The organism is Gordonia marina (assembly GCF_052036135.1).
Lineage (GTDB): Bacteria > Actinomycetota > Actinomycetes > Mycobacteriales > Mycobacteriaceae > Gordonia.
This window is the reverse complement of the sequence record NZ_JBPSDN010000005.1, coordinates 168797-189131: the sequence shown is the minus strand read 5'-3', so window position 1 is coordinate 189131 and position 20335 is coordinate 168797. Positions and strand designations below refer to the sequence as shown.

Annotated in this window: 15 protein-coding genes; 11 read left to right on the top strand and 4 right to left on the bottom strand. The window is 69.6% G+C overall.

What is annotated here, in order from left to right:
* The first annotated feature begins 8 nt into the window (after window positions 1-8).
* The 3 genes from ACSEEN_RS04710 to ACSEEN_RS04700 all read left to right on the top strand — a co-directional run bounded on the left by ACSEEN_RS04710 (window position 9) and on the right by ACSEEN_RS04700 (window position 3529).
* Complete coding sequence (locus tag ACSEEN_RS04710; RefSeq protein WP_440712484.1) at window positions 9-1124, top strand: NDMA-dependent alcohol dehydrogenase; 1116 nt, start codon at window positions 9-11, stop codon at window positions 1122-1124.
* Between the two features lie 11 nt (window positions 1125-1135).
* Complete coding sequence (locus tag ACSEEN_RS04705) at window positions 1136-1969, top strand: mycofactocin-coupled SDR family oxidoreductase (RefSeq protein WP_440712483.1); 834 nt, start codon at window positions 1136-1138, stop codon at window positions 1967-1969.
* Between the two features lie 135 nt (window positions 1970-2104).
* A complete protein-coding gene (locus ACSEEN_RS04700) occupies window positions 2105-3529 on the top strand; it encodes an MmgE/PrpD family protein (RefSeq protein ID WP_440712482.1) in 1425 nt (474 codons plus the stop codon).
* Between the two features lie 337 nt (window positions 3530-3866).
* Here the strand turns inward: ACSEEN_RS04700 and ACSEEN_RS04695 are convergent, their stop codons facing one another.
* The 3 genes from ACSEEN_RS04695 to ACSEEN_RS04685 all read right to left on the bottom strand — a co-directional run bounded on the left by ACSEEN_RS04695 (window position 3867) and on the right by ACSEEN_RS04685 (window position 7847).
* Window positions 3867-5462 (bottom strand): sigma-54-dependent Fis family transcriptional regulator, encoded by a 1596-nt coding sequence (locus ACSEEN_RS04695; RefSeq protein ID WP_440712481.1) that lies wholly within the window; start codon window positions 5460-5462, stop codon window positions 3867-3869.
* 108 nt (window positions 5463-5570) lie between these two features.
* Complete coding sequence (locus ACSEEN_RS04690; protein WP_440712480.1) at window positions 5571-6731, bottom strand: lactonase family protein; 1161 nt, start codon at window positions 6729-6731, stop codon at window positions 5571-5573.
* A 132-nt stretch (window positions 6732-6863) separates the two neighbouring features.
* Complete coding sequence (locus ACSEEN_RS04685) at window positions 6864-7847, bottom strand: AraC family transcriptional regulator (protein WP_440712479.1); 984 nt, start codon at window positions 7845-7847, stop codon at window positions 6864-6866.
* A gap of 243 nt (window positions 7848-8090) precedes the next feature.
* Here ACSEEN_RS04685 and ACSEEN_RS04680 point away from each other — a divergent pair, with 243 nt between their 5' ends.
* The 5 genes from ACSEEN_RS04680 to ACSEEN_RS04660 all read left to right on the top strand — a co-directional run bounded on the left by ACSEEN_RS04680 (window position 8091) and on the right by ACSEEN_RS04660 (window position 14949).
* Window positions 8091-8294, top strand: coding sequence for a hypothetical protein (locus tag ACSEEN_RS04680; protein WP_440712478.1), 204 nt, complete (start codon window positions 8091-8093; stop codon window positions 8292-8294).
* A gap of 48 nt (window positions 8295-8342) precedes the next feature.
* Complete coding sequence (locus tag ACSEEN_RS04675; RefSeq protein WP_440712477.1) at window positions 8343-10394, top strand: hydantoinase/oxoprolinase family protein; 2052 nt, start codon at window positions 8343-8345, stop codon at window positions 10392-10394.
* Window positions 10391-12325, top strand: coding sequence for a hydantoinase B/oxoprolinase family protein (locus ACSEEN_RS04670; protein ID WP_440712476.1), 1935 nt, complete (start codon window positions 10391-10393; stop codon window positions 12323-12325). The genes ACSEEN_RS04675 and ACSEEN_RS04670 overlap by 4 nt, the downstream gene beginning before the upstream one ends.
* A gap of 80 nt (window positions 12326-12405) precedes the next feature.
* Window positions 12406-13422, top strand: coding sequence for an alcohol dehydrogenase catalytic domain-containing protein (locus ACSEEN_RS04665; RefSeq protein ID WP_440712475.1), 1017 nt, complete (start codon window positions 12406-12408; stop codon window positions 13420-13422).
* Between the two features lie 45 nt (window positions 13423-13467).
* Complete coding sequence (locus tag ACSEEN_RS04660) at window positions 13468-14949, top strand: aldehyde dehydrogenase family protein (protein ID WP_440712474.1); 1482 nt, start codon at window positions 13468-13470, stop codon at window positions 14947-14949.
* A 214-nt stretch (window positions 14950-15163) separates the two neighbouring features.
* Here ACSEEN_RS04660 and ACSEEN_RS04655 read toward each other — a convergent pair whose 3' ends face one another.
* Window positions 15164-16627 carry an aldehyde dehydrogenase gene (locus ACSEEN_RS04655; RefSeq protein ID WP_440712473.1) on the bottom strand — a complete coding sequence of 488 codons (1464 nt, stop codon included), beginning with the start codon at window positions 16625-16627 and terminating at the stop codon, window positions 15164-15166.
* Window positions 16628-16724: 97 nt separating this feature from the next.
* On the opposite strand from ACSEEN_RS04655, the gene ACSEEN_RS04650 reads away from it, so the two are divergent.
* From ACSEEN_RS04650 to ACSEEN_RS04640, 3 genes are read left to right on the top strand one after another with little or no spacing between them, the layout of a single operon-like run.
* A complete protein-coding gene (locus ACSEEN_RS04650; RefSeq protein ID WP_440712472.1) occupies window positions 16725-17876 on the top strand; it encodes an acyl-CoA dehydrogenase family protein in 1152 nt (383 codons plus the stop codon).
* Window positions 17877-17908: 32 nt separating this feature from the next.
* Window positions 17909-19132 carry an acetyl-CoA C-acetyltransferase gene (locus ACSEEN_RS04645; RefSeq protein ID WP_440712471.1) on the top strand — a complete coding sequence of 408 codons (1224 nt, stop codon included), beginning with the start codon at window positions 17909-17911 and terminating at the stop codon, window positions 19130-19132.
* A gap of 1 nt (window position 19133) precedes the next feature.
* Window positions 19134-20312 (top strand): CaiB/BaiF CoA transferase family protein, encoded by a 1179-nt coding sequence (locus ACSEEN_RS04640; protein ID WP_440712470.1) that lies wholly within the window; start codon window positions 19134-19136, stop codon window positions 20310-20312.
* The last annotated feature ends 23 nt before the right edge of the window (window positions 20313-20335 follow it).

Here is a 20335-nt window from a genome sequence, read left to right as displayed (position 1 = left end):
AATCCACCATGAAGACCCAGGCCGCAGTGATCCGCGAACCCGGTAAGCCCATCGAGATCGAAGAGCTCGAAGTGGTCGCGCCGGGTGTCGGGCAGGTACTGATCCGCTACGAATACTCCGGCATGTGCCACTCCGATCTGCACATCCAGCACGGCGACCTGCCGGCGCGCCTGCCGATGGTGCTCGGTCATGAAGGCGCGGGCGTGATCGAGGAGGTCGGCGTCGGCGTGACCCGCGTGAAGCCGGGCGACCACGTGGTCTGCTCGTTCATCCCCAGCTGCGGCAAGTGTCACTGGTGCTCCACCGGGCAGCAGCCGCTGTGCGACATGGGTGCCACCATCCTGGAGGGCTACCTGCCCGACGGCCGTTTCCCGTTCCAGGGCAAGGGCGGTGAGGACATCGGCGCGATGTGCATGCTGGGTACGTTCTCCCAGTACGGCACCATCTCCGAGGCCTCGGTGGTGAAGATCGACGACGATCTGCCTCTCGACAAGGCCGTGCTGGTCGGCTGCGGTGTCCCCACCGGCTGGGGTTCGGCGGTCAACGCCGCGAACGTGCGGCCCGGCGAGACGGTGATCGTCGCCGGCATCGGCGGGATCGGTGCGAACGCGGTGCAGGGTGCCCGGATGGCGGGAGCCAAGAACCTGATCGCCGTCGACCCGCTCTCGAACAAGCGTGACTTCGCGATCAAGATGGGCGCCACCCACGCGTTCGGGACGATGGAGGAGGCGGCCGAGATCGCCCGGGCCGATACCAACGGCAACGGCGCGGACAAGGTGATCCTCACCGCCGGCCTGGTGACCGAGGAACTCGTCAACGAGGCCTTCGACGCCGCGGGGAAGGGCAGCATCATCGTGCTGACCGGCCTCAACACGCTCGACGCCCGCGGTGTCCACGTGCCCAGCACGGTGATGACCCTCTACAAGAAGGACATCAAAGGCACCAACTTCGGCGACTGCAACCCGATGACCGACATCCCGCGCCTGCTCGGCATGTACCGGCACGGCGACCTGCACCTGGACGAACTGGTGAGCCACGTCTACACGCTCGACGAGGTGAATCAGGGCTACGACGACCTGGTCGAGGGCAAGAACATCCGCGGCGTCATCGCCCACCGGCACTGAGAGGGACCGGCATGGGACGCATGGACGGCAAGGTCGCCTTCATCACCGGTGCCGCGCGCGGCATGGGCCGCAGCCACGCGGTGCGGCTGGCGCGCGAGGGCGCGCGGATCATCGGTGTCGACATCACCGAGCAGGTCGAGACGGTGCCGTACGCCACGGCCCGTCCGGGTCAGCTGGCGGAGACGGTAGTGGCCGTCGAGGAGGCCGGCGGCGAGATGGTCGCGGCAGCGGCCGATGTGCGCGACCTGGATGCGCTGCGTGCCGCGGTCGCCGCGGGCGTCGACCGCTTCGGCCGGCTCGATGTGGTCGTCGCCAACGCGGGCATCCACACCCTGGTGCCCGCGCTGGAGATGAGCGAGGACACCTGGCAGACGATGATCGACATCAACCTGACCGGTTCGTTCAAGACGGTGCAGGCGGCGGTACCGCACATCATCGACGGCGGCCGCGGCGGATCGGTCATCCTGATCAGCTCGCTCGCGTCGGAGATCGGCAACGCGAACATCGCGCACTACACCGCGGCCAAGGCCGGGCTGGTCGGCCTGATGCAGTCGCTGTCGACGGAGTTCGCGCCGCACGGCATCCGGGTGAACACCGTGCACCCGACGCTGGTCGACACCGAGATGATCATCAACGAGCCGACCTTCCGGGCCTTCCGGCCGGACCTGGCGAATCCGACCCGCGCCGACTTCGACGTGGCGGCGCACACGCTGGTGAAGCTGCCGATGGAGCCGCCGGCGCTGAGCCCGGACGACGTGTCGTCGACGGTGCTCTACCTGGCCTCCGAGGACAGCCGCTATGTGACGGGATCCAAGCATCTCGTCGATGCGGGCGGCCGCTTCTGACGTCGCTCGGCCGATCGCACCACGGAGCCCGCACCCGACTGGGGCGGGCTCCGTCGGCGGGTGAAGGTGTGGCGCGCGAGATGATAGATAGTGCATAATATTAAATAATTCGCCTCCTGCCGAAGGGATCTCGTCATGACAACCCTGATCGACGCGCTCGCGGAGTTCACCACGGAGACGACGGCCGAGCGGCTGCCCGCCGACGTGGTTCATGAATCGCAGCGGATCCTGCTCGACACCCTCGGCTGCGCGGCCGCCTCGCTCGATGACGAGGGCGCCCAGCGCGGCGTCGCCTACGGCCGCGTGCTGGGCGGCACCGATCCGCGGTCGTCGGTGATCGGCACCGGGGAGAAGCTGTCGCCGATCGGGGCGGCCTTCGCCAACGCCGAGCTGGTGAACGCGCTCGATCAGGACGCGGTGCTGCCGCCCGGTCACGTGACCCCGTACGTGGTGCCGGCCGCGCTCGCGATGGCCGAGGCGCACAAGGTCTCCGGCGCACGCCTCCTGGAAGCGATCGCCCTGTCCCATGAGATGTCGTTCCGGATCGGCAAGTGCACCGACTATCTGCGCGACATCGTCGACGGCGCGGTCCGTATCCCCGACGTCATCGGATACAGCAGCACGATCTTCGGCGGCACCGCGGCGATCGCCAAGGTGATGGGCCTGAGCACCGAGACGACCGCCGATGCCCTCGGCATCGCAGGCAGCACCGCGCCGGTGAACGCCCAGCGCGCCTGGATGATGCACGCCCCTGCCACCACCATCAAGTATCAGCTGGCCGGCGGCATGGCGCTGACCGGGCTGACCGCGGCGCACCTCGCCGAGTCCGGGCACACCGGCGATCGGCTGATACTGGACGACCGCGAGTACGGCTTCCCGCGCTTCATCGGCACCACGCGCTGGGAGCCGGCGACGATCACCGACCGGCTCGGCAGTACGTGGATGTTCACCCCGTTCCAGTCGTTCAAGCCGTACCCGCACTGCCGCGTGATGCACGCGATCTTCGACGGGCTCATCGAGATCGTCGAGGACAACGACCTCGCACCCGGCGAGATCGACGGCATCACCGCGTGGGGCGAGAGCTTCGTCCAGCAGCCGACCTGGGTCAACGAGACCATCACCAACCCGCGCGACGCCCAGTTCTCGATGACGCACGGACTGGCGATGGCGGCGCACCGGATCCCGCCGGGCAAGGCCTGGCAAACGCCCGAGATCGTGCAGGACCCGTCGGTGCTCGCGCTCACCGAGCGCAGCGAATTCGCGCCGCACCCCGACCATGCCGCCGCGCTCGCGAAGGACCCGGCCGCGCGCGCCTCGCGGGTCGCGGTCCGGGCGCGCGGGCGGGAGTTCGTCGCCGAACGCGCCTACCCGAAGGGCTCGCCCTCGCCCGACCCGTCGACGTACATGACCGACGCGGAGCTGATCGCGAAATTCCGGCACAACGTCGAGGGCGTGGTGAGCGACGCCGCGGCGGACGCGGTCGTCGAGGCGGTGTTCCACCTGGGCGGCGTCGACGACGTGTCGGTGATCCTGGATGCGATGAGCGGCCGGGGTTTCTAGAGCGGCGTTTCGACACGGGCAGGCCCCTGGGGGGCCTGCCCGGCTCAACGGGCTGAAGGGGGCCTGTCCGGCTCAGTTGGCTGTGGGGACACGTCTGGTTCAGCGCGCTGTGGGGGGCCCGCCAGGCTCAACGGGCTGGGGGTCCGGCTTAGCGGGCTGTGGGGGCCTGCTCGGTTCAGTGGGCCGTGGGGTCTGTCTGGTCCGGCGGGCTGTGGGGACCGTCCGGTTCATCGCGCTGTGGGGGGCCTGCCCGGTTCAACAGGCGGTGGGGGTCTGTCCGGCTCAACGGGCTGTGGGGGCCGCCCGGTTCAACGGGCTTCGGGGCCCGTCTCGACCGTCACGGAGTGATGCGGAGGGCGCGCATCCGGTTGTAGAGGGTGGAGCGGCTGACGCCGAGGGCCCGGGCGGCGCGGAGCTTGTTACCGCCGGCGGCCTCGATGGCGGAGACGATCACGTCGCGCTCGGCGAGCTGGAAGGCGGACAGCGGGGCGCCGACGCGGCGGTACGCCTCGGGCAGGTCGGCGGGCGTGATGTCGCCGGCCGAGCGGGTCTGCGCGACGGTGCGGATCACCCGGCGCAGTTCACTGAGATTCCCCGGCCACGTGCCGCCCGCCAGGACACGCAGGGTCTGCGGAGTGAGCCGGACCGGGGCGGTCCCGGCCTCGTCGGCCAGCATCCGGGTGGCCAGACCGGGGACGTCCTGCCGCCGGCGCCGCAGCGGAACGAGTTCGCGACGGCTGTCGCAGACACTGAGCAGGCCCGGGTGCACCCGGTCGCGGCCGGTCGCGGTGAGGACGAGCCGACGGCGGCTCTCGCCGATCTGCCGGGACAGCACGGTGGCGACGCAGTCGCCGAGGAGGTCGACGTTCTCGATCACCAGCACGCCGTGCTCGCGGGTCAGCTCGTGCCGGGCGCGGCCGGCCCACTCGCGCTCGCCGTCGCGCACGACGTCGGCGGCGTCGAGCACCAGGTGGTCGTCGCCGGCGATCCGGGTGGCCTCGGTGGTGCGCCCGGTGCCGGTCTCCCCGCAGATGAGCAGCGGGCCGGTGGCCAGCTCGTCGGACCGGGTCGACGCCCGAGCCGTGGTGGGGAGGCAGTCGAGGAAGTCGACGAGGACGCCGTTGCTGCCCGCGACGGGACGGCACCGGAAACGCAGCAGTTCCCCCGAGGTCAGGAGCAGGGTGTGGTCGCCGATGTCGGGGGAGGATTCGGCGGTGGCGCGCAGCGCGGCATGGGCCACCGGATCGAGCAGGTCGAGGGCGGCCGGGCTCGCCAGGGTCAGTCCCTCGCCGAGCACCATCACGGGATCGTCGCTCGCCGCCGCGGCCAGGTGGAACGCGGCGAGCAGCTCCTGCTGGGCCGCGGGGGAGTTGAGGGCCAGCTGCTTCTCGATGTCGTGCACCAGCGTGCGGGCGATCGGCTCGAAGAACCGGTCGTCCTGGGTGGACGAGCCGCCGACGTTCAGCACGCCCTCCAGGCGATGCGTCACCGGGTGGATCACCGGGTAGCCGAAGCAGGTGAACTGGGAGAACGCATGGGCGAAGTGGTCCGTGCCGTGCAGCATCAGCGGAATCCGGGTCTCCAGGACCGTGCCGATCGCATTGGTGCCGACGACGTCCTCCGCCATCTCCACACCGCGGCGCAGTCCGATCGACGCGATGGCGTCCTGCGCGGTCGGATGCGTGGTGCGCAGGTCGGTGATCCGCGCCTCGCCGTCGGCCAGGGTGGCGATCAGCGGCGCACCGCTGAACTCCTGGTCCAGCCGGTCGAAGACCGGGTCCGCGGCGCGCTGGAGCGAGCCGCGGCACCCGGGCTTCTTGACGCGAAGCGCCGGCGGGGTCTCCCGGGTGAGTCCGTAGAGGCGGGAGCGCCGCCACGAGACCTCGATCTCCGGCCGGAGATCGTCCGGGGTGAGGGTGTTGCCGGCCTTCATGTGTGGGTCCCTTCACTGACGGCGTGGTGCTGCGTCGTCGCGTCGCCCGCTCTCAGAATTACGCATAATATAGCGACCCTTTGGGTGCGGTGGTGCCGTTTCCGCCGATCAGGCGCCCGGGGCGACCATGTTCGCCGTCGCGCCGTCGTGGAAGTAGAGGCCGGTGTCGAACGGGCCGCCCGCTCGCCGGAGTGCGCCGCTGCGCATGATCCGGAACGACGTGACCTCGGCGGTGCCGTGCGCTCCGGTCACGCTGACGACGTAGAGCCACTTCGCGTCGTTGCTGAGCACCACCCGCCCGGCGGTGGGCACCGCGGCGGTGGCGCCGGGCAGCGGCGCGAGCCCGCCGTTGGCGAGAACCCGGCGGCCCTGCACCTGGCCGCCGCCGACCAGGGGGAAGTACATGAACTTGCCATCGGGGGTGATCACCGAACCGTGCGGAATCACGCCCACGAAGGTGCGGCCGCGGTCTTCCAGCGTGCCGTCCTTGCGGACGCGCCAGATGTTCATGTCGAACGATTCCTCATTGCCGATGTAGAGGAACTTGCCGTCGGGCGTCATCGTCGGGAGGGCCGGCGAGAGACCGGTCAGCATCTTGACGTCGCCGATCGGCGACAGCCTGCCATCGGTGATCCGGAATCCCTCCATCGACATGCCGAGGAAGCTGGGCGCGTAGAAGAACTTGCCGTTCGGAGAGACGACCGGAATGGAGAGGGTGCTGATCGGCGCCCGCATCGGGGTGGCGCTGTGCCGGCTCAGTGAGCCGTCGTCGTGCACCCGGTAGGTGACGACGGTGGTGTTCGGCATGCCGACGGTGGCGAACAGATACTTGCCGTCCGGGCTGTAGACGATGCCGGTGACCGGGCCGGGGTTCTTCGCCGAACCGGGCAGCGGCGTCATGGTGCCGTTCGGATGCATGCGGTAGCCGCGCAGGGTGCCGGAGACCGAGCCCGAGGTGTAGACGAATCTGCCGTTCGGATGGGGTACGACGCCCATCGAGCCCAGCTGGCCGGTCTCGACCCGCCCGACCTTGGTCAGCCGCGGTCCGTGGGCGCGGAACACGGTGATGGCGGGGGTGCCCATGGCACCGACCAGCAGGAACTGCGGACCGCGAGCGGGCGCCGGATTCGGTGCGGTCGAAACGGTGGGCTCGGCGTCCGCGCGGGGCGCCGGTGCGGCGGTCGTCACCAGGCCCGCGACGGTGGCGACCGCGACGGACGCGACGGCCAGGCGGGACCGGAGGCTCCGGCGGCTGCGAGTGGGCTTCATGGGGGGATTCCTCTCGACTCGCGGTAGACGGCGCGCGCCGCCCTCCCGGCCTGCGCGGGAGCGTGTCTACCGGTCGAGTGTGGTCGAGAAGGTGTGATCCACCTGTCCAAGTCTCTGGACAGGTGGCGCCCGTCACCGAGCGCGGAAGGTCTGCGACGGGGTCTCGCCGAAACGCGCGCGATAGTGCTGGGCGAACCGGCCGAGATGGAAGAAGTGCCACTGCTGGGCGACCGCGCTGACCGATTCGCCGTCCCGGGCGAGCAGATCCGCGCGGGCGCCGTCGAGCCGGGTGTTGCGCAGATACTCCGACGGGGTGACGCCGACGGTCCGCCGGAATCCGTTCTGCAGGCCGCGCACCGACATGCCGCTGAGCTCGGCCAGCCCGGCGATGGTGATGTCGTGCCGCGCGTGCCGGTCGATGTGCTCGATCGCGGCCCGGACCGCGTCGTCGGTGGGCGCCACGTCGCTGCGCAGCAGACGGGGCGTGAGATTGCTGTGGGCCACCAGGAGCACCTGCGTCATCAGCGCCGACTCCAGTTCGCGCTGCACGATCGGCATCGTGGAGATCCCGCCCTCATGCGCCAGCTGGGAATAGTAGAAGGCGACCGACGACGACAGCGACTTGCCCGCCGGTGAATCGAGCGGGAACGTCAGATCGAAGTCGATCGCGGCCGGCGCCGACTGCCCGGCCAGGCGGGCGGCGTGCGCCTCGAACGCCTCGCGGGGCAGCTTCAGGTGGTATTGCGCCGCATCGCGGCTCCAGTCGATGACCACCGGATCGTCGGGACCGAAGACCACCCCCGACGGCGCGTTCTCCGCCGAGAACGACGCGTGCTTATCGCGCTGCGCGACGGCGCACCGGCCCGAGACCAGCAGATTCACGTGGTACCACTCCCGCATCGCGGGACCGTTCAGCCGGGCTTGGGCGCCGTACGCCATGCGGCCGACGGTGACGCCGCCGGTCACCGCGGCGTCGAGCCGGAACCGCACCTCGGGCCTGCCGAGGATCAGTTCGTGGTCGGCGAAGGTCGCGGCGACGTGGTCGTGCACCTCGTCGGGATCGGCGGATTTGATCTCGCGGTGGACGACCGGGATGTCATGGCCGATGTTCGGCACGCTCAGCTCCTCTCAGTGAGGCCGGTCACAGGTTCCAGTGTGGCACCGCGAGGGTCCGCTGCCCAGGTGCCGGCCGCCGCGGCCGTGCGCATCCGGGACATCCGGCTGCGCATCGCGGCCGACGGTGCGCAATCCGGATGGTCATGCGCATACGGGATTGTGTGCCCGATCCCCGGATTCCTAGCGTGTCGTGCACCACACGGCGGCTTTCTTCGCCGCCGAGATCACACACGAGGAGCCCCCATGAGCAGACCCCAGCCATCGACCGTCCGGGAGCCGGTCGACGGAACCTGCCCGCGCTGCGGCGCGACCGCACTCGCCCGCTACGACCTGGTCGGCGAGGAGGGGTGGGTGACCGTCGTGAAATGCGGCGAGTGCCTGCACTCGCTCGAGCGCACACCCGCCAACCGGCTGGGACCGATCACGCTGCTGGTCGACCTGGTCTGAGCGCGGCCCCGAAGACGACGACAAGTAACCCGCAGAGGAGTAACAGACGTGATTGCAGTAGACGTGGGCGGAACGTTCACCGACGTGGTCGGCTGGCGTGACGGACGGATCCACACCACCAAGGTCTCGACCGAGTACGGCGATGTCGCGGCGCCGGTGCTGACCGGCGCCGAGCGGCTCGGCGTCGAGGCGTCCGGCGTGTTCAACCACGCGAGCACGCACGGCCTCAACGCCATCATCACCCGCAAGCTGCCGAAGATCGGCTTCCTGGCGACCGAAGGTCACCGCGACATCCTCGACATGGGACGGGTCTGGCGGCCGGCCGATGCGATCCTCGATCCGGGCTGGCGGCGGAGCTTCGGCGACGCGGCACAGCCGCTCGTCGACCGGTATCTGCGCCGCGGCATCCGCGAGCGGATGCTCGCCTCCGGTGAGGTGCTGTTCGAGCTCGACGAGGAGCAGGCCCGCGCCGAGATCGAGGTGCTGCGCGCATGCGGTGTCACCGGCGTGGCGATCTGCCTGATCAACGCCTACGTCAACGCGGCGCACGAGGTGCGGCTGCGCGAACTGGTCCGGGAGATCCTGGGCGACGTGCCGGTGTCGATCTCCAGCGAGGTCTCGCCGCTCGCCAAGGAGTACGCGCGGGCGTCGACCACCGTCGTCGACACCCTGATGAAGATCATCTACACCGACTACACGGCTCGGCTGGATGCCGGTCTGGCCGAACTCGGCTTCGGCGGAGCGCTCAACTTCGCCGACTGCGCGGCCACGCTGGTGCCCGCGCGGCACGCGATGGAGCGGCCGTTCCGGATCGTCTTCTCCGGCCCGGCGGCCGGAACCGTGGCGTGCGCGCACTTCGGCGACCTCATCGGTCTCCGGCACCTGCTGTGCGCCGACGTCGGCGGCACCTCCTGCGACATCAGCGTGGTGACCGACGGTGAACCGCGCGTCAACACGTCGTTCGAGCTGGAGCACGACCTGGTGGTCGACGCCCTCGCCAACGACGTCGCCAGCATCGGCGCGGGCGGCGGCAGCATCGTGCACATCGGGCGGCAGGGCGAGATCCTGGTCGGTCCGGACAGTGCCCGCGCCGAACCCGGCCCCGCCTGCTTCGGCCGCGGCGGTACCGCGCCGACCACCACCGACACCTGCCTGATGATCGGCATCCTGGACCCGGAGGGCTTCGCCGGCGGCGAGGTGCGGATCGACCGCGCGCTCTCGCAGCGCGCCTTCGAGGGGCTCGACTCGTCGTTCACGCTGGCCCAGCGGGTCCGGTACGCCTACGAGATGGCCGTGCACAACATGGCCGAGGGCCTGTTCAACGTGGCGATCAAGAACGGTGTCGACCCCCGCGACTACAGCTTGATGGCGTTCGGCGCCGCCGGGCCGATGCTGCTGCCCGCGGTGCTCGACGCCGTGCGCTGCGCGCAGGTGATCGTGCCGCCGAGCCCGGGCCTGTTCTCCGCTCTCGGGCTGCTGTCGGCCGACCAGGTGTACACCGTCAACCGCAGCGCCTACCTGATGCTCGACGGCGCCAACGCCGCGAAGATCGACGCGATCTTCACCGACATGGAGCGGGAGATCCGCGCGCAGATCGGCGACGGTGCCGAGGCGGCGACGCTGCACCGCAGCATGGACGCCCACCTCGCAGGCCAGAGCTGGGAGACGCCGTTCGTGCCGGTGCCCGACGGCCCGCTCGACGAGGCCGCGGTCGTCACCATGGTGAACGCCTTCCACGACACCTATCAGGAGCGGTCGGGCAATCGGTTCGAGATGATCCCGGTCGAGGGCGTCACCTTCCGCATCCGGGCCGTGCTGGCGACCGAGAAGGTGAGCTATCCGGAACTGCCCGAACGTGACCCGGCCGATCCGCTCGAGCCGGACGGCACCCGTATCCTGCGCTACCTCGGCGACCTGGCCGACGGCGACGGGCGGCAGGTCGCCCACGTCTACGACCGGACCCGACTGCGCGCCGGCGACGTGATCGCCGGCCCCGCGATCGTCAACGAAGATCTCTCGACCACCCACGTCGGCGCAGGCCAGCACGCCACCGTCGGCCGCCACGGCGAACTCGTCATCCGGAGGAACCACGCATCATGACCAGCACACTCGAACCCGCGACCGACACCCCGATCCGCGAGCTGACCGACGACGAGTTCGCGGCGCGCTACGCCTGCGACCGGTTCACCGCCTCGGTGCTGCGCAACCGTCTCGACTACGTCGTCGAGCACATGTCGGCCGGCTTCATGCGCGAGGCGTTCTCGCCGATCATCCGCGACTGGTACGACTTCGCCTGCACCATCAGCGGTCCGGCCGAGCACGACTACCCGATGGCGGTGGTGTCCAACAGCCTGATGGTCTTCCTCGGCACCATGGGCGACGCGGTGCGCAACACCGTCGCCGAGTACGGTCCGGACAAGCTGAAGCCCGGTGACGTGCTGATCTGCAACGACCCGTATCGCGGCGGCCGGCACGTGAACGACGTCGCGTTCATCCGGCCGGTGTTTCACGAGGGCCGGATCGTCGCCTTCGTGAACATGTGCGCCCATCAGCTCGACATGGGCGGCACGGTGCCCGGCGGCTTCTCGGCCACCAAACAGAACGTGTTCGAGAACGGCCTGGTGATCCCGCCGATACTGCTGTGGTCGGCGGGCGAGCCGGTCCGCGGGACGTTCAGCCTGATCTTCGACAACACGCGCTGGGGCGGCATGCTGCTGCCCGACTTCAAGAGCATCTTCGCCCAGCTCAACCTGGGCGAGGAGCTGATCCTCGGCAACATCGAGCGGTACGGCATCGACGCCTTCCTGGGCACCATGACCTACGCGTGCGATTCGTCGGCCGAGCGGATGCGCGAGGCGATCGCGCTGGTGCCCGACGGCGACTACTCGGGCTCGGCGCTGATCGACGCCGACGGTCTCGACGACACGCTCGAATACCGGGTGCGGGTGACCCTGCGCAAGCGCGGGCACGACATCGAGGTGGACCTGTCGGACACCGATGAGCAGGCCCGCACCTGTATCAACTGCGGGGTGCTCGACGCCAAGACCTCCGTCGGGGTGGCGCTGACCATGCTGCTCGACCCGAAGGTGCCGTTCACCTCCGGTACCTGGCGGAACATCGACCTGGTGACCGCGCCCGGCTCGATCGTCTCGTCGCTGCCGCCGGACGGCGGCATCATGATGTTCTGGGAGGCCTCCGGGGCGGTGGTCTCGGCGATCTTCGATGCCCTGAATCCGGTGCTCGGCGCGCGCGGGGTGGCCGGCGACTACGGCTCGACCAACACGCACAACGCGTCCGGCCTCACCGACGACGGCCGGTTCTGGACCAGCGCCACCCAGTGCGGCGGCGAGCACGGCCCGTGGGGTGCCACCGCGGCCGGAGACGGCGACAGCTACACGGTGCTGTTCACCCTGAACAATCTCGATCCGGCGACCGAGACCATCGAGCACGACTCGCCGGTGGTGGTGCTGCGCAAGGAACACGCGATCGACACCGGCGGACCCGGCACGCACCGGGGTGGCGCGGCGAATCTGAAGGATGCGCTCTGGTTCACTGCGGCGCAGCAGTATCTCTCGCCGTTCCGCACCAAGGAGCCCAGCGGCGTCGGCGCCGACGGCGGCGGCCCCGGCCCGAACGGCGCCATGTGGCTCTTCCCGTCGCGCGACGGTGAGCGCCGGATGATCGGTACCGCCCCGGCCGACTACCGCGACAGCGTGCCGGTGGCCGGCGTCCTCGATCCGGAGACCAAGGCGCTGGATCCGGAGAACGGGGTCTACCACTACTTCGCGCAGGAGCCGGTGTGGAAGACGGCGCCGAACACGGTACTGCGCTGCCTCACCAACGGTGGCGGCGGCTGGGGCGACCCGTTCGCCCGCGACCCGCGGGCCGTGCTGCGCGACGTCCGCAACGAATACGTGAGTGTGGCGGGCGCCGCCCGCGACTACGGCGTCGTGGTGGTCGGCGATCCGCACCGCGACCCGGAGGGCCTGCGGATCGATGACGACGCCACCGCGGCGCTGCGTGCGCGCTGACCTTCCGGACGATCCGCCGGACAGCCCTACTCAAACATAATATTTTGTGCGTAAAGAACAGTGAGAGAAGTGAGTTATCGATGAAAGGCATCATCTTCCCGGGCGACGGGACCGTCGCCCTGAGTGAATTCCCGGAGCCCGAACCCGGCCCCGGCGAGGCCCTGGTCAAGATCCGGGCCTCCGGGATGTGCGGCAGCGACCTGCACTTCGTGCACGGGACCTTCCCGGTCGGCGCCGACGTGATCCAGGGGCACGAGCCCTGCGGCGACGTGCTCGCCGTCGGGCCCGGGGTACCCGAGGGCCAGGTGAAACCCGGCGACCGGGTGATGGTCCACCACTACTACGGCTGCGGCTACTGCCGCCGCTGCCGCGAAGGCTGGCCGCAGATGTGCGAGACGGCGCCGGCGGCCACCATGGCCGTCCACGTTCACGGTGGCCACGCCCCGCTCGCGGTGATCCCGGCGTCGTCGTTGCTGCCGATGCCGGACGGGCTGTCGTACCGGGCCGGCGCCGCGATCGGCTGCGGCACCGGGACCGCGTGGGGCGCCCTCAAACGGGCCGGCGGCGTCGAGGACACGGTGACCGTCGTCTTCGGCCAGGGTCCGGTCGGGCTCTCGGCCACCATGTTCGCGGCGGCCCTCGGGGCCACCGTGATCGCGGTCGACGTCGACGACGCGCGCCTGGCCGGCGCGGCCGGATTCGGGGCCGCGCTCACCGTCAACTCCCGCTCGGAATCGCTCGTCGACGCGGTGTCCGGGTTCACCGGCGGCCGCCTCGCGGATGTCGTGATCGACACCTCCGGCCGCGCCGGCGAGGACGCCCTGTCGGTGCTCGGCACCTTCGGCCGGGCGGTCTTCGTCGGGCTGCCCGGCGAGGTCTCGTTCACCACGCAGGCGATCTACAAGAAGCAGTGGACGCTGATGACCTCCTGGACCATGTCGACCGTCGAGCAGGCGCGGTGCGCCGACTTCGTCGTCGCCCACGACCTGCCCGTCGACGCCCTGTACTCGCACGAGTGGTCCGTCGATCAGGCCGTGGAGGCCTACGCCTGGTTCGAGAAGCAGGACGCGGGCAAGGGCGTCTTCGTCTTCGACTGACCCGGAAGAGCACATCATCGAGAACAACGAGAAGGGACCGATCCCATGACATCTGCGCAGGTGCAGATCCCCGCCTTCGTCGGGGGAGAGAAGAAGAATCTGATCGGCGGGCGATGGGTGCCCGCCGCGTCGGGGGAGACCATCGACGCGATCAACCCGGCGACCGGTGCGCCGATCGCCACCATCGCGGCGAGCGGCCCGGCCGACGTCGACGCCGCCGTCGCGGCCGCGCGCGCGGCATTCGAGGGCGAGTGGAGTCGCTGGACCCCGCACGAGCGCCGGAAGCTGATCCTCCGCGTGCACGACGTCCTGCTGGACAACTTCGAGGAACTGGCGACCATCGAGACCCTGGACATGGGCGCACCCCTGGCCCGCACCCGCGGCCTGAAGGAGTGGACCTCGCAGGTGCTGCAGTTCTACGCCGGTCAGACCGCGCTGGCCGGCTCGGCCACGCCGGCGCAGAATTCACTGCCCGGCGACTTCCTGTCCCTCAAGTACCTGGCGCCGGTCGGCGTGGTCGGTGGTGTCATCCCGTGGAACGGGCCGCTCATCGGCCTGTGGTGGATCTTCGGCCCGGCGCTGGCCACCGGCTGCACGGCCGTGCTCAAGCCGGCCGAGGACGCCTCGCTGTCGGTGCTGCGTGTCGCCGAACTGATGCAGGAAGCGGGGGTGCCCGACGGCGTGATCAACGTGGTCACCGGCTACGGCGCGCAGGCGGGCGCGGCCCTGGCCGAGCACCCGGGCGTCGACCGCATCGCGTTCACCGGCTCGGTCGGCACCGCGCAGAGCATCGTGCGGGCGTCGGCGGGCAACCTCAAGCGGCTGCAACTGGAACTCGGCGGCAAGTCGCCGGACATCGTCTTCGCCGACGCCGACCTGGACAAGGCCGTGCCGGGCGCCGCGATGGGCGTCTTCACCAACACCGGCCAGGTGTGCGTCGCCGGTACGCGCATCCTGGTGGAGCGCTCGATCCACGACGAGTTCGTCGCCCGGCTGGGCGAGTTCACCAAGACCGTGCGCGTCGGCGACGGTCTCGACCCGCAGTCGCAACTCGGCCCGCTGATCTCGCAGCGGCAGCTCGAGCGTGTCCGCAAGTACATCGAGATCGGCTCCGGGGAGGCCCGGCTGGTGGCCGGCGGCGAGCGGATCGGCGGCGACAAGTCGGCGGGCTTCTACATCGAGCCGACCGTCTTCGCGAACGCGCACAACGACATGGTGATCGCGCGCGAGGAGATCTTCGGTCCGGTCGCCACGGTGATCCCGTTCGACACCCACGACGAGGCGATCGCGATCGCCAACGACACCCCGTACGGCCTGGCCGGCGGCCTGTGGACGCAGAACCTGGGTACCGCGCACAAAGCCTCGCAGGCGCTGCATGCGGGAACCATCTGGGTCAACTGCTACGGCGTGCTCGATCCGTCGATCGGGTTCGGCGGCACCAAACAGAGCGGCTACGGCTGGAAGGGCGGCCGGGAGCACGTCGAGGGCTACCTGTATCCGAAGGCCGTCTACCTCAACCTGGACTGAGCGGGACGGCGGCCGGGCCGGCTGAGCGGCGGACCGGAGGGCACCTCCTTGCCGCATTCCGTCCCCGCACCTGGTTTCCGTTCCACCACCTGGAATAGAGCGTGTGGTGGGACGGAAACCGAGTGGGTGGACGGAATGCGGGCGGGTGGACGGAATGCGGGCACGGGGCCACCGCGGGTGCGGTGGCGGCCCCGCGCCGCTGCGGGCCCCGAGGTCAGGAGAGCTTGTCGTAGAGGGCGTCGGTCAGGCCGTACGACTTGATCTCGGCGTAGGTGTCGAAGCCCTCGACACCGCCCTCGCGGCCGATACCGCTCTGCTTGAAGCCGCCCATCGGCGACGAGAAGCCCGCACCCTTGCCGTTGATCTCCACCGTGCCGGTGAGGATCCGGCGGGCGACGGCCAGCGCGCGGTCGTCGTCGGCGGAGAAGACCGAGCCGTTGAGACCGTAGGGCGAGTTGTTGGCGATGGCGACGGCGTCGTCGTCATTCTCGGCGGTGAGCACGGTGAGCACCGGGCCGAAGACCTCCTCCTGGGCGATCACCGAGCCCGGGTCGACGTCGCCGAACACGGTCGGCCGCACGTAGTAGCCGCGCTCGATGTCCGGCCGGCCGCCGCCGGTGAGCAGGAGGGCTCCGGCGTCGACGGCCGCGGTGACGTAGCCCTCGACCCGGTCGCGCTGGGTGGCGCTGACCAGCGGGCCGAGTTCGGTGGCGGGATCGAACGGGTCGCCGACCGGCATCGACCGCACCAGGTCGACGAGACGCTCGTGCACCTCGTCGCGGCGGGACCGGGCGACGACGATGCGGGTCTTGTTGCTGCACACCTGGCCGGTGTTGCGCAGCGAGAGGGCGCGGATCGCCGGAACGGCGACGTCGAGGTCGGCGTCGTCGAGGATCACCGCGGCGGACTTGCCGCCGAGTTCGAGCGTCACCCGGCGGATGTCGTGGCCGCAGAGTTCACCGACCCGGCGGCCGGCGGCGGTCGACCCGGTGAACGAGATCTTCTCGACTCCGGGGTGTCGTACCAGGTGCTCGCCGGCCTCCCGGTCGGCGGCGACGATGTTCAGAACCCCGGCCGGAAGCCCGGCGCGGTCGAAGACGTCGGCCAGCAGGTACGCGGACAGGGGCGTCTCCGGCGACGGCTTGAGCACCACGGTGCAGCCGGTGAGCAGTGCGGGCGCGAGCTTGAGGACCGACGTCAGCAGCGGGGCGTTCCACGGCACGATGGCGCCGACCACGCCCACCGGAACACGGGTGACCAGTGCCTTGCCGGTGATCGACGAGCGCACCGATTCCCACTGGACCTGCGGCGCCGTCTCGATGAAGCTCTCCAGCAGCAGGCGTGCGCCGATCGACTGCATGCCGGTCGACAGGGTGATCGGGCAGCCCATCTCGGTGGTGACCAACTCGGCGATGTCGGCCTGGTGCTCGCCGAGCAGTCCGGCGACGCGGCGCAGCACAGCGCTGCGCTCCTCGAGGGACATGCGCGGCCAGGGGCCCGTATCGAAGGCGCGCCGGGCGGCCTCGACGGCGCGGTCGATGTCGGCGACCGTGCCCTCGGGAACGGTGGCGACCACCTCCTCGGTGGCGGGTGAGATCACCCGGAACACCTGGTCAGAGGATGGCGCCACCCACTGCCCGTCGATGAAGAACTTGTCGTAGTTGCCGTGCCAGACCATCTCGGCCCCTTTGCTGTCGGGAGGACTATCAAGTATGTATAATATATTATTATCACTGAGATGTGACGACAGTCTCATATGGAAGGACACCGGATCTATGGCACTGACGATGGATGAGCGTGAGATGGTCTCGCTGGTGCGGGATTTCGTCGATACCCGGGTGGTGGGCCGGGTGCGGGAGTTCGAGCAGGACGACATCTATCCGGAGGAATGGATCGAGGAGATGAAGGAACTGGGTTTCTTCGGTCTGCTGGCGCCGACGGAGTTCGGCGGGGTGGATATTTCGATGGCGTGTTTTTCGGCGGTGTGTGAGGAGTTGGCGCGGGGCTGGATGAGTCTGGCGGGCGCTGTCGGCGGCCACTCCGTCATCACCTACCTCATCAAGACCTTCGGCACCCAGGAGCAGAAGGACAAGTATCTGACGAAGATGGCCGAGGGCGAGATCCGGGCCACGATGGCACTGACCGAGCCGGGCGGCGGCTCGGACCTGCAGGCGATGCGGACGGTCGCAACGCCGAACGACGACGGCTTCTCGATCACGGGCTCCAAGACATGGATCTCCAACGCGGCCCACTCGGGTCTGTTCGGTCTGCTGTGCATCACCGACAAGGCGGCCAAGCCCGCCCACAAGGGTATGAGTGTGATCCTGGTCGAGGCCGGCACGCCCGGCTTCTCGGTGTCGACGAAGATCCCGAAGCTCGGCTACCGCGGCGTAGAAGCCTGTGAGCTGGTGTTCGACGACGCTCAGGTGCCCGCCGACGCGGTCCTCGGTGGGGAGCCGAATCGGGGGTGGGGTCACATGATGCGCGGCCTGGAGGTGGGCCGTATTCAGGTCGCCTCCCGCGCGCTGGGTGTCGGTCAGGCCGCGCTGGAGGCGGCGACGAAGTATGCGCAGGAGCGGGAGTCGTTCGGGAAGCCGATCTGGAAGCATCAGTCGGTGGGCAACATGATCGCGGATATGGCGACCAAGCAGCAGGCCGCGCGCCTGCTCACCCTCGACGCGGCGGACAAGCTCGATCGCGGTGAGCGCGCGGATCTGGAGGCCGGGATGGCGAAGCTCTTCGCGTCGGAGACGGCGATGGAGATCGCTCTGGATGCGGTGCGTGTACACGGCGGCTACGGCTACTCCAAGGAGTATGAGGTGGAGCGGTTCTTCCGGGATGCGCCGTTGATGATCGTGGGTGAGGGCACGAATGAGATTCAGCGGAATGTGATCGCGGCCCAGCACATCGCCCGCCACAAGATCTGATCGCCGGCGGCCGGGAAGAGCAGGAGGAGCTGATGAGTTCTCAGTCTTTGCGTCGTGCGGCGATCGTGGCCCCGTTGCGGACTCCGGTGGGCACGTTCGGTGGTGCGTTGCGGGATCTGCCGGTGGAGGACCTGGGTGCGGCGGTGGTGACGGCGACGGTCGAGCGTAGTGGTATCGACCCGGAGCGGATCGATGATGTGGTGTTCGCGCAGTCGTATGCCTCGTCGGAGGTGCCGTGTGTGGGTCGGTGGCTGGCGTTGCATGCCGGTCTGCCGATCGGTGTGCCGGGTATGCAGTTGGATCGGCGGTGTGGTGGTGGTCTGCAGGCGCTGGTCACGGCGGCGATGATGGTGCAGACCGGAGCCGCGGACGCGGTTTTGGCTGGTGGCGTGGAGTCGATGAGCAGGATCGAGTACTACTCGACCGACAGCCGGTGGGGGAAACGCGCCGGGAACAGTGTGCTCTACGACCGCCTTGATCGCGGCCGCGAGCGGTCGCAGCCCGAGGATCGGTTCGGGAAGATCTCCGGGATGATCGAGACCGCGGAGAACCTCGCGAACGACTACGGGATCACCCGGGAACAGGCCGACGCGTATGCGGCGGGTAGTCATCGGCGGGCGGCCGCGGCGTGGGATGAGGGCCGTTTCGTCGACGAGGTGGTCGAGGTCAGTGTTCCGCGGCGGCGGGGTGAGCCGGTGGTGTTCGCCCGCGACGAAGGTGTCCGCCCGGACAGTACGGTGGAATCGCTCGGCAAGCTCCGGCCGTTGATGCAGAACGGGACGGTGACCGCGGGCAATGCGAGTCAGCAGAACGATGCCGCCGCGGCGTGTCTGGTCGTGGCCGAGGACTCACTCGATGAACTCGGCCTGGAACCGATCGGTTTCCTCACCGATTGGGCGGCGGCCGGGTGCGCCCCGGACCGGATGGGTATCGGGCCGGTTCCGGCGACGGCGAAACTCGCCGCCCGGGCGGGGGTGAGTGTTTCCGGGCTGCTCGATGGGCTGGATCTGGTGGAGTTGAACGAGGCGTTCGCGGTGCAGGTTCTCGCGGTGTTGGCTGGGTGGGGCTGGAACGATCCGGATCGGGTCAATGTGAACGGGTCGGGGATCTCGCTGGGGCATCCGATCGGGGCGACCGGGGTGCGGATGGTCACGACCATGCTCCACGAACTACACCGCCGCGGCGGCGGCACGGGCCTGGCCACCATGTGCATCGGCGGCGGCCAAGGACTGGCCGCCACCTTCGAGGCCGTCTGACATGAACAAGCCACTGGAAGGCGTCCGCATCCTGGAGATCGGCGGCTACATCTCGCTGCCGTTCGGCACGTCGATGCTGTGCGCGCTCGGCGCGGAGGTGGTCAAGGTGGAGCGGCCCGCCGTCGGCGAGGACTTCCGCCGCCGGATGAACGAGAAGAGCCCCTACTTCCGCCAGTACAACACCGGGAAACGGTCCCTCGCGGTCGACCTCAAATCGCCGGAGGGCGTCGAGGTGGTCCGGGCGCTGATCCCGGAGTTCGACGTGGTGCTGGAGAACATGCGGCCGGGCAAGGTCGCCGCCCTGGGCCTGGGACCCGACGACGCCAAGGCCCTCAACCCCGACCTGATCTACGTGTCGGTGACCGGCTTCGGCGGCTCCGGCCCGCTCGCCGACCGGCCCGCCTACGACACCATCGGGCAATCCTTCGGAGGCATCTACTCGATCCTCGGCGACGAGGGGCACCCCCAGCTCGCCGGCGGCCTCAACGCCGATCTCATCACCGGCGTGTGCACCGCGGCCGGAGTGCTGGCCGCGCTCGTCGGCAAGTACAAGAACGGGACCGCACCCTACGTGCAGACGTCCATCATGGAGGCCGTCAGCCTGCTCACCATCGACAGCATCACCCAGTACTTCGAGTACGGCTACGACCCGACGCGCACCAGCAGACATCCCCAGGCGCAGAACTTCTGCGTCGAGACGGCCGACGGCGACTTCTTCGCGCTGCACCTCTCGTCGTCGGAGAAGTTCTGGACCGCGCTGTGCACCGCGATGGAACGCGACGACCTGCTGACCGACCCGCGGTTCGCCACCTACCGCCCGCGCGAGGCCAACTACGCCGAACTCGCCGGGGTGATCGCCGCACAGTTCAAGACCCGGTCCACACCGTTCTGGGAGCGGGCCCTCCTCGCGAACGACGTGCCCTTCGCGCCGGTCCTCACCATGGGCGGCTACCTGGAGAACGAGCAGGTGAAGCATCTGCAGATGGTGCAGCCGCAAGACGACGAGCTCGCCCTGATCCGGCCGCCCTGGACGTTCGACGGCCGGCGGCCGGACCGCCCCGGCACCGCGCCGCGCGTCGGCGCCGATACGCGCGCGGTCGCCGGCGAGGTACTGCCCGCCGAGCGGATCGACCGGCTCGTCGCCGCCGGTGTGCTGTTCGACGACGACGGCGAATCCTGACCGCTTCCCCATCCACCCGATAA

Bases quoted from the DNA above. Each gene is read 5' to 3' on its own strand.
- ACSEEN_RS04670 (WP_440712476.1), top strand. From the start codon at position 10,391: ATGACCAGCACACTCGAACCCGCGACCGACACCCCGATCCGCGAGCTG.
- ACSEEN_RS04660 (WP_440712474.1), top strand. From the start codon at position 13,468: ATGACATCTGCGCAGGTGCAGATCCCCGCCTTCGTCGGGGGAGAGAAG.
- ACSEEN_RS04645 (WP_440712471.1), top strand. From the start codon at position 17,909: ATGAGTTCTCAGTCTTTGCGTCGTGCGGCGATCGTGGCCCCGTTGCGG.
- ACSEEN_RS04695 (WP_440712481.1), bottom strand. From the start codon at position 5,462: ATGAAGGCCGGCAACACCCTCACCCCGGACGATCTCCGGCCGGAGATC.
- ACSEEN_RS04680 (WP_440712478.1), top strand. From the start codon at position 8,091: ATGAGCAGACCCCAGCCATCGACCGTCCGGGAGCCGGTCGACGGAACC.
- ACSEEN_RS04700 (WP_440712482.1), top strand. From the start codon at position 2,105: ATGACAACCCTGATCGACGCGCTCGCGGAGTTCACCACGGAGACGACG.
- ACSEEN_RS04710 (WP_440712484.1), top strand. From the start codon at position 9: ATGAAGACCCAGGCCGCAGTGATCCGCGAACCCGGTAAGCCCATCGAG.
- ACSEEN_RS04640 (WP_440712470.1), top strand. From the start codon at position 19,134: ATGAACAAGCCACTGGAAGGCGTCCGCATCCTGGAGATCGGCGGCTAC.
- ACSEEN_RS04655 (WP_440712473.1), bottom strand. From the start codon at position 16,627: ATGGTCTGGCACGGCAACTACGACAAGTTCTTCATCGACGGGCAGTGG.
- ACSEEN_RS04690 (WP_440712480.1), bottom strand. From the start codon at position 6,731: ATGAAGCCCACTCGCAGCCGCCGGAGCCTCCGGTCCCGCCTGGCCGTC.
- ACSEEN_RS04705 (WP_440712483.1), top strand. From the start codon at position 1,136: ATGGGACGCATGGACGGCAAGGTCGCCTTCATCACCGGTGCCGCGCGC.
- ACSEEN_RS04650 (WP_440712472.1), top strand. From the start codon at position 16,725: ATGGCACTGACGATGGATGAGCGTGAGATGGTCTCGCTGGTGCGGGAT.
- ACSEEN_RS04665 (WP_440712475.1), top strand. From the start codon at position 12,406: ATGAAAGGCATCATCTTCCCGGGCGACGGGACCGTCGCCCTGAGTGAA.